At 48.8% G+C, this 11732-nt stretch carries 10 protein-coding genes; 3 read left to right on the top strand and 7 right to left on the bottom strand.

The annotated features are described in order from the left end of the window. Positions 1 to 277: 277 nt before the first annotated feature. From DRJ53_RS10000 to DRJ53_RS09990, 3 genes are all read right to left on the bottom strand, one after another. Positions 278 to 634 (bottom strand): hypothetical protein, encoded by a 357-nt coding sequence (locus DRJ53_RS10000; RefSeq protein ID WP_114235477.1) that lies wholly within the window; start codon positions 632 to 634, stop codon positions 278 to 280. Between the two features lie 109 nt (positions 635 to 743). After that, positions 744 to 1727 carry a hypothetical protein gene (locus DRJ53_RS09995; RefSeq protein WP_114235476.1) on the bottom strand — a complete coding sequence of 328 codons (984 nt, stop codon included), beginning with the start codon at positions 1725 to 1727 and terminating at the stop codon, positions 744 to 746. A gap of 224 nt (positions 1728 to 1951) precedes the next feature. Then, positions 1952 to 2407 carry a GNAT family N-acetyltransferase gene (locus DRJ53_RS09990; RefSeq protein WP_114235475.1) on the bottom strand — a complete coding sequence of 152 codons (456 nt, stop codon included), beginning with the start codon at positions 2405 to 2407 and terminating at the stop codon, positions 1952 to 1954. Between the two features lie 72 nt (positions 2408 to 2479). Between DRJ53_RS09990 and DRJ53_RS09985 the strand changes: the two genes are divergently transcribed. After that, a complete protein-coding gene (locus DRJ53_RS09985) occupies positions 2480 to 3916 on the top strand; it encodes an ATP-binding cassette domain-containing protein (RefSeq protein WP_114235474.1) in 1437 nt (478 codons plus the stop codon). A 50-nt stretch (positions 3917 to 3966) separates the two neighbouring features. Here DRJ53_RS09985 and DRJ53_RS09980 read toward each other — a convergent pair whose 3' ends face one another. The 4 genes from DRJ53_RS09980 to aspS all read right to left on the bottom strand — a co-directional run bounded on the left by DRJ53_RS09980 (position 3967) and on the right by aspS (position 9628). Then, positions 3967 to 5319: a M20/M25/M40 family metallo-hydrolase gene (locus DRJ53_RS09980; protein WP_114235473.1), complete on the bottom strand. Its 1353-nt coding sequence runs from the start codon at positions 5317 to 5319 to the stop codon at positions 3967 to 3969. 168 nt (positions 5320 to 5487) lie between these two features. Next, positions 5488 to 6756: a replication-associated recombination protein A gene (locus DRJ53_RS09975; protein WP_114235472.1), complete on the bottom strand. Its 1269-nt coding sequence runs from the start codon at positions 6754 to 6756 to the stop codon at positions 5488 to 5490. A 54-nt stretch (positions 6757 to 6810) separates the two neighbouring features. Then, positions 6811 to 7641, bottom strand: a complete 831-nt coding sequence (locus DRJ53_RS09970; RefSeq protein WP_162303849.1) for an alpha/beta hydrolase — start codon at positions 7639 to 7641, stop codon at positions 6811 to 6813. A gap of 148 nt (positions 7642 to 7789) precedes the next feature. Beyond that, a complete protein-coding gene (gene aspS, locus DRJ53_RS09965; RefSeq protein ID WP_114235470.1) occupies positions 7790 to 9628 on the bottom strand; it encodes an aspartate--tRNA ligase in 1839 nt (612 codons plus the stop codon). Between the two features lie 502 nt (positions 9629 to 10130). On the opposite strand from aspS, the gene DRJ53_RS09960 reads away from it, so the two are divergent. Next, complete coding sequence (locus tag DRJ53_RS09960; protein WP_114235469.1) at positions 10131 to 10895, top strand: DUF3891 family protein; 765 nt, start codon at positions 10131 to 10133, stop codon at positions 10893 to 10895. A gap of 123 nt (positions 10896 to 11018) precedes the next feature. Continuing rightward, positions 11019 to 11690: a YiaD family glycine zipper/OmpA-like lipoprotein gene (locus DRJ53_RS09955; RefSeq protein ID WP_114235468.1), complete on the top strand. Its 672-nt coding sequence runs from the start codon at positions 11019 to 11021 to the stop codon at positions 11688 to 11690. Positions 11691 to 11732: the final 42 nt, after the last annotated feature.

Here is an 11732-nt window from a genome sequence, read left to right as displayed (position 1 = left end):
TCGGAATATTGAAGATCAGAAACGTTTTCAATTAGGATACACTTCCGAAATCCGCAATCGCCAATCCGCAATTGCATTTTATAAAAAAGGCACCGCCTGTTCAGGCGGTGCCACTCTGGTAAGAAATATTGCAATGCGTGTTTAATAAAATTGCTTAGGGTACTTTGATAGGGAACGGATTAGGTTTTTTCAACCAGGAATTGAATTTTATTAAGCGCTTGTTTTGTTACCTGAGTAAAGAAATTATAAGTGGTTTGAAATGTTTTGGGTTGCGGCTTTAAATCGTTTTATGTTTTGCCTGCACTGAAATTTTTCCCTGCTCTACACCTTCATCATGCAGGAATACATCATAGCTGTACTCACCGTTTTTAAGTGCGTTGACACTGCGGATGGAACCGGGCAGCAACAGGGCATGATACACCATATTGCCCGACACATCAAACACGTAAAAGTGCAGCGTTTCCTTTGTTCTTGATCGCACCACCAGGTTGCCGGATGCTGAGCTGGTGCGCAGTTGTACCAGGGCTTCTTTTTGCCGGCACACTTCTACTTTAATCAGTGCCGGGTCTTCAGTAGCAAATGCATTAGATCCGGCAAATAACAACAGCAATAACAACAACTTCAACGTTTTCATGTGCGGGTTCGGCTTCAGTTGACACAGGTTGCGGGCAGGGCTTACATGCAGCGGCTTAAGCCCTACTCCGTACCGTGTTGTGCGATAGTATACAGGTTGATGAATACTATTAATAAAACGTAGGACAACGCATCATCCGCGATGCACGGCTGGCCGGTGAATTAGGATCGGCCAGGCGCCAGCCAAAGCGAACGGTACTCGAAAAGAATGCATCGTTTTGCTTGGGGTTACCGCGTTGTTCATTCAAGCTAGGCGTACTACCGCGTGTTGCAGCAGTGGTGAGGTTTTCACGAAAGTGCATCTGGCGGGCCATCGTTGCCTGCGCCGGTGTCAGGTAATTCCGGAACAGGTTTGCATCAATATAATTGGTGCTCACATCATCGATGTAATCGGTGAATGTGGTCCGGTGCAAAATTTCCATACCAATATACTTGTTGCCACCAAAATAATACTTGGCACCAAAGCCTATAGGTACGTGCATTTGGGTAAGTTTATAAGGCTTGCGGTCGGGATACTCCATCATGCCTTGACCTTCGAGGCGCAGCGGCTGCAGATCTACCCATGTTCTTGTTCCGTTAGGTGCAATGTATTCTCCTTTCGGGTTGAAGCGGAACATACCTATTCCAATCAAACCATATGGGCGGAGTTTGCCATTCAAATCATCATACTGCTCCAGGAAAACAGTAGGATAAATTTCCAGTGCTGTGTAGGCTTCAAAAATAGAAGATTTGAACTGCAGGTTGCGCAGTTTACGCGACTCTTCATGACTGCCCTTGCTTCTGATCACGCTATCGTATCCCTCAACATTGCTGTGGTTTACTGCAACACGAACGCCAATCCATTCAGTTGGATAAAAGTTTGCAAATAAACCTTTTGAAAGCTTGGTTAGCGGAAGATTTACATCCTTTAGAAAGGTCTTTCCCTTTCCATAATTACCACCAAGATCACCCAAAAAGAACATGGGTCCGAGGCCGATGCCTACTTCAAATTTGCCATTGCCAGTGGAAATAGATTGTGACTTCGCAAAAAGGGAGAAGAGTGAGAAGGCAACAAATAGCGCCCATGCACGTACGCCGGGTACAATTGTTTTCATAAGATTTGGTTTGCAGTTTTAACTAGGATTTGGATAACAGCACTAAAGTAGGCCTTCACATAAATACAGACAAAAATTTGCCGCGATTATTTTTTAATATAAGTAAATATCCTAAGCGTTTTTACGAATGCAACGCTTGCATTTCAGACTAAATACGCATAAAAACAAATTTTGACATCAGGCTGCATCAATTTCGAGCCTTTCAAAAAAACCGTTCAACGCTATTAATCCGCTTGCTTCCTGATCATATAAATATGCTCAATGCCATCTTCCATGTAAACATCACTCGCCTGCTCAAATCCAAACGATTCATAGAATTTTTTCAGGTATAGCTGCGCACCGATCTTGATGTTGCCGGCACCAAACAGTGCCCCCGTCTGCCGGATGGATTCCTGCATCAAAAAGCGGCCGCCACCGGTACGGCGCACCACCGGCGATGTCACCACGCGGCCAATCGAAGCCTCATTATATATAACACCGGGCGGCACCAGCCTGGTGTACGCTACAAGGCTTCCCTCGTGCACGCCCAACAGGTGCCAGCATTGCTGGTCATAATTATCCATATCTAAAAACACGCAGTTTTGCTCCACCACAAATACTTCGCTGCGCAGCCGCAGTGCGGCATACAGTTGCTCCACGGTAAGTTCGTTAAACGGAACACAGGTCCATTGAATGTTCATAAATCAATTGGTTGATGTGCAAAGCTAAGGCCTGCAACTGCATGGCAGCAGCAGATGCCATACATTTGAAACATGAGCATTGAACAGGGCCTGTTTGAGGCAAAGGCCTCTACAATTAAACGAGGGAATATAACCGTGCTGCAAGGTTTTAACTGGAGCATCGGCAGGGGCCAGCAATGGGCCATTACTGGTCCATCGGGTTGCGGCAAAACCAGTTTGTTGCTGGCCATGGCGGGCAAATTATTTACTACCGGGCAGCTAACATTCAGTGAGGGCGTAAAGATGGTGTATGTGCCGCAGCAACACCGGTTTACCAACCTATCGCACACACAGGATTTTTATTACCAGCAACGCTTCAACTCGTTTGACGCGGACGATGCGCCAACTGTTGATGCTGCTTTCCCCGATTTGTTTGACAACTCTGACAAACTCTTTGATCTAAATGCATTGTTTCATTTGGAAGAGATTCGCCACCGCCCGCTAATCCAACTTTCAAATGGTGAAAATAAAAGACTGCAACTGGCACATGCATTATCGCAGGAGCCTACCATGTTGTTGCTTGATACTCCATTCACAGGCTTGGATGCCGCCACCCGAACTACGTTGGAAGCGACACTAACGCTTGTTGCCAATCACGGCATTGCTGTAGTAATCACATGCCCGCCGCAACAGATCCCTTCTTTTATTACCCATGTTTTAAACATTAATGCACCAGACAGCACCGAAGTATACGATGCGGCAGCATTTGCAAAAACGCAGCAGCACCAGCACGAAGCAGTTCTACCAACTGTGCCGCAAGCCTTGCTCGCCACACCGGCATGGCCTGAATTTGAATTTGCTGTAAAGATGCAGGATGTGCATGTGCAATATGGTGAAAAGCTGGTGTTGAACGCCATTTCGTGGCAGGTGCACCGAGGCGACAGATGGCTGCTTTCCGGCGCCAACGGTGCAGGTAAAAGCACGTTGTTGAGTCTTATAACCGGCGATAACCCCCAAGCATATGCCAATGAAATTTACCTGTTTGATAAAAAGCGCGGCAGCGGCGAAAGCATTTGGGACATCAAGAAAAACATTGGCTACGTTTCACCGGAGTTGCATCTTTATTTTGATAGCAGCGCCTCAGTTTATGATACCATTGCTTCGGGCCTGTTTGATACCATTGGGCTATTTCGCAGGCTTACAAAAGAGCAGGAACAAAAGGTGCAATTGTGGATCGATTTTTTAAGCCTGGATAAAGTTAAGCATCGACTGTTGCACCAGTTGCCGCTGGGCCAACAACGACTGGCATTGCTGGCAAGGGCACTCATAAAACACCCACCATTACTGGTTCTTGATGAACCATTACAAGGTCTTGATGCAGCGCAAATCATTTTCTTCAACAAAGTGGTGGATGCACTGTGCGCTGCAGGTAACCAGACACTAATCTACGTGTCGCACTATGCAGATGAACTGCCCCAAAGCATACAACACCATTTGCATCTGCATAACGGACGCATTGCTTCGCTATAAAAAAAGCTGCATGTTGTTTCATGCGGCTTTATTGTTTGCAAACAAAATATTCAACGCCCTACTGCAGGCACTACCGGCAGGCTTTCGTTACCATCAGCGCTAACAGATTGCACGGCAAAAAAGTAATTGTCTTTTGAGTAAGGCAAACGGATGGTAGTGTCTTTGGTAAAGAACTTTTTTTGCCACATCGGCGCACTGGTTTCTCGCATCAAAATGTAATAGCCCGCAACGTTGCCAGTAGCTGGTTTTTTCCAAGAGAGCAGTGTGGAATTGGTCAGCTCTTTTACATCCACTTTTACTTCCTGTGGCACCGCAGGCGCTTTAGCCAGGTTGGCCAGTGTTGCCAGGTTTACCGCTGTGTTTTTACGCAGGTATTCAAAGTCCATAAACTTGGCATGATCGCCAAACTCTACTCCTTTTTCAATACGCAGATCCTGGTGCTGGTGATTGAAGTTTTCGTTCATCTCGGTAAGGCGCACCGCAGCAAAACCGCGCTGTACAAAAGGCGTATGATCACCACCGCGTAAAAAGCGGTCGTTGCGGTACACCAGCTTGATTTCCAGATGATCTACATACCGTTCGCCGGTTTCTTTTACATAACGGGCCAGTTGCCGCGGCCGACCATCGTTTTCCAGTCCCATGTTGCGGATGTTGGCAGCGGCTTTGTCCATTTCGAAAGCAGGCAGTCCTTCGCTGAATACCCGCAGCTTTGTATTGTCGATGATGCCTGTTTCGCTGCTGTTGTTGCTGCCCATAATATCGTTGTTCAACAGGGCATCAATATTCCATCCCTCTTTCTTTGCTTTTTCGGCTAAAAAGCCGGCACCCAACAAGCCTTGTTCCTCGCCGCTTACCGCCACAAAAATGATGGTTGCAGGAAAAGAACTTTTACTCATGATGCGGGCACATTCCATCATTGCAGCTACGCCGCTGCCATCGTCGTTGGCGCCTGGTGCATCGCTTTTGGCATTCATCACATCGCTTACGCGGCTGTCGATATGTCCCGAAATAATGTAAATACGCTTATCAGCAGGATCGGTGCCCTTCAGTACGCCCATTGCATTTCCGAGCAACGTAGCCTGGCTGATGCGGCGGCCATCGGGCTGCAACGTAATGGTGTCTACAAATGCAGTCATGCGGCCACCGGAAGTTTTGCTCCATTCATTGAACTTTTGTACCACCCATTCCCTCGATGCACCAATGCCCCGTTTTTTATCAGCCGCCGACGCTGTATGGCGTGTACCAAAGCTTACGAGCTTATCTACATAAGCCCGCAACGAATCGGCAGAAACCTCCTTTACCATGGCCTCAATAGCCGCGTCACGCCGAACAATGGTTTGTGCAAATGACTGTTGTATGCAGCCCAGTGCCGACACACAAAAAGCAAACAAATATTTTCTCATGTAGTGATGTTATGAACAATTCAAAAGTAAAAATGCAATAGGCAAAAATTGGGTGATGGTTCAATAACAAAAGTGGAATCTAAAAGTTTGCGAAGAAGCTAAGGCGAATGCGCTTTGTATCGTCAGGCAACCTGTTTTGACTGTTTACTTTTGCCTTTTGCCTTCACCCTAATATCCATATTTATCCTTCCACTTACTCCGCAAAAACTTGCGCAGTTCATCCTCCCTTGCATTGTTGCCAGGGTCATAAAATTTGGTGCCTTTTATTTGATCGGGTAAAAACTCCTGCTCCGCAAAATTGCCCTCAAAACTGTGGGCATATTTATAGTCTTTGCCATAACCCAGATTTTTCATCAGGCCGGTGGGTGCATTGCGGATGTGCAGCGGCACGGGCAGGTCGCCATGTTTGTGCACCGCTGCAATGGCTTCGCCAATACCCATGTATGATGCGTTGCTTTTGGGAGAAGAGGCGAGGTAAGTGGCGCACTGCGCCAGTATGATTCTGGATTCGGGATAACCAATTTTATTTACCGCGTCAAATGTTGCGTTGGCCAGTAGCAGCGCATTGGCATTGGCGTTGGAAATATCTTCCGAAGCAAAGATTACCATGCGGCGTGCAATGAACTTTACATCCTCTCCGCCTTCAATCATGCGGGCCAGCCAGTACAACGCACCATTGGGATCGGAGCCGCGCATAGATTTGATGAACGCTGAAATAATATCGTAATGCTGTTCGCCGGTTTTATCATAAAGGGCAATGCGTTGCTGCGCAATGCGCATCACTTGTTCATCGGTTACCACAACAGCTTTTTCTTCCGACGCCAGCGTGTTTACCACCAGTTCAAAAAGGTTGAGGAGTTTGCGGGCATCGCCCCCAGAGATTGTGCGCAGTGCTTCGGTTTCTTTTATGGTGATGGCCAGTGCTTTTAAATGCTCATCGCGTTGCACGGCCAGTTGCAACAGGTTGTCTAGATCATTATCGGAAAGCGATTTTAATACATATACCTGGCAGCGGCTGAGCAAGGCGCTGTTTACTTCAAAAGACGGATTTTCTGTTGTGGCGCCAATCAGCGTTACGGTGCCTTTTTCTACCGCTCCCAACAGCGCATCTTGCTGGCCTTTATTGAAGCGGTGTATTTCATCAATGAATAAAATAGCACCCGTCAACAGCTTTGCCTGCGCTATTACTTCCCGCACTTCTTTTACACCGGCCGAAATAGCACTGAGTGTAAAAAACGGCGCATTGAGTGTATGCGCAATAATGTTGGCAATGGTGGTTTTACCAGTGCCCGGCGGGCCCCACAATATCATGGATGGGATCTTTCCCTGCTCGATGGCGGTGCGTAAAATACTGCCCTTTCCGGCCAGGTGTTGCTGCCCTATGAGGTCATCAAGTGTTTGTGGCCTGAGGCGCTCTGCAAGTGGTGCCGCATTCATGCATTAAAGGTAATGGCAGCAGCCGGTTGTTGATGAAAACAGGCGCCGTCACTATCACATATGTTTTTGCAAAAACGCTTCAATGCGGTCGAACGAATCGGTGAGTGTGGAGCCATACCAACCGTGGCCAGCATTGGGGTAAACGACCAACTCGTTGGGCACATTTGCCGCATTCAATTTCGCTTCCAGCAAAAGCGACTGGCTTTTGGCCACTACCGGGTCGGCGCTGCCCTGAAAGATGAGTGTGGGCGGTGATTGCGGCGATACAAAATAGGCCGGGCTCGACTGCTCGTACACTTCCGGTTTTTGATCGGGAGTCGTGGCCGTTAATGCCTGCATCAAAAACGGGATCATGTTGTGCCAGGGCTTGCGGTACATTTCAGTAAGGTCGGTTGGACCAAAAAAATCAACCACCGCTTTTACCTTGATGGGCGCATTGTATTTATAGGCCTGCAACATGCCCAGGTGCGCCCCTGCCGAAATACCCAACACCGCTACATCATTTTTACTGATGCCCCATTCCGCACTGTTTGCTGCAATAAATTCAAACGCCTGTTGCACATCCTGCTCCTGTGTTGGAAAAATATGATTGCCCGAAACGAGCCGATAATCGAGGTTGAAAATAGCGTAGTCGGGCAGGCGGCGTTTAAATGAATCGATGTACGTTACCAGGTCCGATTTGGAACCCGAGTTCCAGCCACCGCCGTGCAAGAGCACAATGGATTTAGTAATAGACGCCGAACGACCTGCAGGCAGGTACACATCCATGCGTTGTAAGGAGTCGGGGCCATAGGATACATTCAATTGTTTTACGGGTTCGGAAAAGCGAGGCGTAGCAACAATCGCTTCATTGGCTTGCTGCTGGCAAGAGGTAAAAAATGACATTATAGAAATAAGGGAGATTAAGATTTTCATGAATGCCCGTAGAGGTCAATTGTCATGCCTAAACACAACAAAAAAGCACCCTTTAAAGGGTGCTTAACCAAATGTTATCTTAAGATAAAAAGCCTTGCCCGCAGTGGGTTACAGCTGTCTACTTAAGGTTCAATTGTATGCTCAATTCATCCAATTGTTTGTCATCAATTGTGGCCGGTGCATCCAGCATAACATCGCGGCCGCTGTTGTTTTTCGGGAAGGCAATAAAGTCGCGGATGCTTTCGCTGCCACCCAAAATAGAACACAGCCTGTCGAAGCCGAATGCAATGCCGCCATGTGGTGGTGCGCCGTATTCAAATGCGCCGAGCAGGAAGCCAAATTTATGCATCGCTTCTTCTTCGCTCATGCCCAGTGCAGCAAACATTTTTTCCTGCAATTCGCGTTGGAAAATACGGATCGATCCGCCGCCAATTTCGTTTCCGTTCAGCACCATGTCGTAGGCATTTGCTTTAATGCCTGCATAAGGATGCTTCAGGTATTCGGCCGCATTTTCAATGCGTGGATCGTTGCCAATCATGGTGTCGATCTGCGAAGGCTTGGGCGAGGTAAACGGATGGTGCCGCGCTACCCAACGGTTGCCTTCCTCATCGTATTCAAAGAGGGGAAAATCGAGCACCCACAGCAGTTTAAATTCATCCGCTTTGCGCAGGCCCAGGCGCTTGCCCAGCTCCAGCCGCAGTTCCGATGTGGCTTTACGGGTACGTTCCTCGGCGCCGGCCAAAATGAGGATCAGGTCGCCCGGTTGTGCACCGGCATAATCGGCAATTGCTTTTAGTTGGGCTTCGCCAAAAAACTTGTCCACGCTGCTTTTCAGCGAGCCGTCTGCGTTGTATTTAATGTTCACCAAACCCTGCATGCCAATCTGCGGCCGCTTCACCCAATCGGTCAGTTCGTCTATTTGCTTGCGGGTATATTCGGCTGCGCCGGGCACGGCAATGGCAATCACTGTTTCTGCGCCATCAAACACACCGAAGCCCGTTGCACCGCCGGCAAAAGGCGAAGCTTTCAGCGCTTCCTGTTTGTCCAAAAATGTATGACCGGGCACTTTCAGGTTGGCCAGCTTCATTCCAAAACGGATATCGGGCTTGTCGATGCCGTATTGCCACATGGCTTCTTCCCAAGTGGTGCGCTCCACCACTTCGGTGTAATCAATGCCTTTTACCGCTTTGAAAATATGTTTGATCAAACCTTCAAACATGTTCAGAATGTCTTCCTGTTCCACAAAGGCCATCTCGCAGTCGATCTGTGTAAACTCGGGCTGGCGGTCGGCACGCAGGTCTTCGTCGCGGAAGCATTTTACAATTTGATAATAACGGTCGTAACCGCTCACCATCAGGAGCTGCTTAAAGGTTTGCGGGCTTTGCGGCAGCGCATAAAATTCGCCGGGGTTCATGCGGCTGGGTACCACAAAATCGCGGGCCCCTTCGGGTGTGCTTTTGATTAAAAACGGCGTTTCAATATCCATAAAACCCTGACCATGCAGGTAATTTCGGGTGGCGCGGTTCACGGCGTAACGCAGCTCCAGGTTGCGTTTTACCGCATTGCGGCGCAGGTCGAGGTAGCGGTATTTCATGCGCAGGTCGTCGCCGCCATCGGTATCGTCCTGTATGGTAAAAGGCGGCACAGCCGATTTATTCAAAATCTTGAACGACTCCACCAATATCTCGATATCACCGGTGGGAATGTTGCCGTTCTTGCTGGTGCGTTCGCTTACTTTTCCGGTGGCCTGCAGCACAAACTCGCGGCCCAGCGGGGTTTCATCCAGTTGGGCGTTCAGTTCTTCGCCAAAAAGCAGTTGGGTAATGCCGTAGCGGTCGCGCAGGTCCACAAAAGTAATGGCGCCAAACTTGCGCACCGTTTGCACCCAGCCGGCCAAGGTTACAGAAGTGCCGCTATGGTGCAGGCGCAATTCGCCACAGGTATGAGAACGATACATATTGCGTTGAAAGTTTTGAGTTCTGAGTTTTGAGTCGGGCAAAGATAACCGGAACCGGAGATTTGTATGATTTATAAAGATGATTCTGCCCAACCGGCGGTTTGTATTAAAAAACTGTGGTTGTTTGAATGAAACGGTAGTGCTGAGTAAAACGCAACCTTCACTAATCACTCGAATAAACCGATAGATTCAAAATCGTTTTTGATTGCTGAACAATGTTCTGCTGTCCTTAACCACAGTAACACCACAGCTTAATCAAGGCGTAATCCCGAGATCAGGTTGCCATTTGATCTCGGGCCTGCTTTTTTGTTACTTTTTTGCAGGAGCAAAAAAGTAAAAGAGATAACCGAGAATTACCCTCGCTACGAACAGTTATTGATTTAATAGTTACGTCGATAAAAAAAGACTGCAGCCTCGGATCAATACACCAAAAATCAAATCAGCCCCAATCCCCATCAGGCCCGATTTTTTAACCCTCCCCTTCCTTAAACCTTGCTCCTAAATGATTGTAAACTATACCGCCGACGGCTGGGAAATCATCACGCAACGGGCCCACGGCGTACTGGCTGCCCAAGTGGCGCAGCACTGGAAAAAGGATCAGCGGCCGCAGCGCTGGACCGAAACCCTGCTGGCCATTGCTGAACACGACGATGCTTTGGTAGAACTGGAAGAGGAGCTGCTCCTCACTGAGGCAGGTGGCCCGCTTAATTTTTCCATGAAAGGCTTTGAGCTGGAGCGCTGCCAAAAGCTGCATGCCCTTTCGCTCACCAAAAGCCGGTACATCGCCCTGCTTATTTCCATGCACATGACGTTTGTGTATGGCCAGTTTGCAAAAGAGGATAAAAAGGCCGCGGATTTTTTAGCGGAGCAAAAGACCCTGCAGGCACAATGGCGCAAGGAATTGGGCCTGAACAAGGAAGAACTCGAACGCATTTATGCCCTCATGGAATGGTGTGATGCATTTTCACTGCTGCTTTGCCAGCGGAAAGTGCAGCCCGAGGGCCGCACCATTGAAATCAGCCGCGGCCCCGACAAAGCCCAATACAACCTGCAGCAGGTGGGCGAAGGCAAGCTATCGCTGCAGCCCTGGCCTTTTGAAACTGAAAGTTTCCCCGTTTCGTTTGAAAGCCGCACCATTAAACAACTCCAGTTTACCGATTCTGCCGAATTGAAAAACGCCTTTTTGGCAGCGCCTGTCAGCGAAACCGTTTGGGAACTGGGCCGGGGCGGCAAGGCGGAAAAAACTACCAAAGTGCGGGCCCGTTGAGGAATTGCGCCTCATTTCACCCTTGCACAACAACGCCCCACAATGTGTGGAATCCCGCTTTAAAGCATGATAAAAAAAGCTATTGGTATAGTGTTTGAAAAGGGGTATTGAAATAGATACACTATGAGAACAGTTCAAACTTTTGCATGGACACTGGCGCTGGGCGCAACTTTAGCCACCGGCTGTAGTTCGATGAACAAAACCCAAAAAGGCGTAGGCATTGGTGCCGCAGGTGGCGCCGTAGTAGGCGGCGTTATTGGCCGCGCAGCCGGCAACACAGCCATGGGCGCCATTATTGGCGCAGCGGTAGGTGGCACGGCAGGTGGCGTTATTGGCCGCCGCATGGACAAGCAGGCCGAAGAAATGAAACAGGTAATGGGCGATGCCGAAGTTCGCCGCGAAGGTGAAGGCATCATCATCAACTTTAAAGAAAAGGTGCTGTTTGGCTTTAACGAGGCAGCATTAGGCGCATCGGCAAAGGCCAACCTCGATAAGCTGGTGAATGTTTTAAATAAATACCCCGATACCAATATCGAAGTGATTGGTCATACCGACGACAAGGGTACCGATGCGTACAACCAGCAACTTTCCGAACGCAGGGCACAGGCCACTACCAGCTATATCCAAAGCAAGGGTATTGCGGCCAACCGCCTCAAGGCAAAAGGCATGGGCGAATCGGACCCCGTTGTGGACAACAGCAGCGATGACAACCGCAGCCAGAACCGCCGCGTGGAGTTTGTGATCACCGCCAACCAGAAAATGGTGGAAGACGCCAAACGCGAAGCAGGTCGCTAATTTTTCTCTCTCAATACACATTGGGGCACCGTTCACGGCGCC

The sequence above is a fragment of the Paracnuella aquatica genome (assembly GCF_003332885.2).
In the GTDB taxonomy this organism is placed as follows: domain Bacteria; phylum Bacteroidota; class Bacteroidia; order Chitinophagales; family Chitinophagaceae; genus Flavisolibacter; species Flavisolibacter aquaticus.
This window is presented reverse-complemented; position numbering and strand designations above follow the sequence as displayed.

Bases quoted from the DNA above. Each gene is read 5' to 3' on its own strand.
- DRJ53_RS09980 (WP_114235473.1), bottom strand. From the start codon at position 5,319: ATGAGAAAATATTTGTTTGCTTTTTGTGTGTCGGCACTGGGCTGCATA.
- DRJ53_RS09995 (WP_114235476.1), bottom strand. From the start codon at position 1,727: ATGAAAACAATTGTACCCGGCGTACGTGCATGGGCGCTATTTGTTGCC.
- aspS (WP_114235470.1), bottom strand. From the start codon at position 9,628: ATGTATCGTTCTCATACCTGTGGCGAATTGCGCCTGCACCATAGCGGC.
- DRJ53_RS09975 (WP_114235472.1), bottom strand. From the start codon at position 6,756: ATGAATGCGGCACCACTTGCAGAGCGCCTCAGGCCACAAACACTTGAT.
- DRJ53_RS09955 (WP_114235468.1), top strand. From the start codon at position 11,019: ATGAGAACAGTTCAAACTTTTGCATGGACACTGGCGCTGGGCGCAACT.
- DRJ53_RS09960 (WP_114235469.1), top strand. From the start codon at position 10,131: ATGATTGTAAACTATACCGCCGACGGCTGGGAAATCATCACGCAACGG.
- DRJ53_RS09985 (WP_114235474.1), top strand. From the start codon at position 2,480: ATGAGCATTGAACAGGGCCTGTTTGAGGCAAAGGCCTCTACAATTAAA.
- DRJ53_RS09970 (WP_162303849.1), bottom strand. From the start codon at position 7,641: ATGTCATTTTTTACCTCTTGCCAGCAGCAAGCCAATGAAGCGATTGTT.
- DRJ53_RS10000 (WP_114235477.1), bottom strand. From the start codon at position 634: ATGAAAACGTTGAAGTTGTTGTTATTGCTGTTGTTATTTGCCGGATCT.
- DRJ53_RS09990 (WP_114235475.1), bottom strand. From the start codon at position 2,407: ATGAACATTCAATGGACCTGTGTTCCGTTTAACGAACTTACCGTGGAG.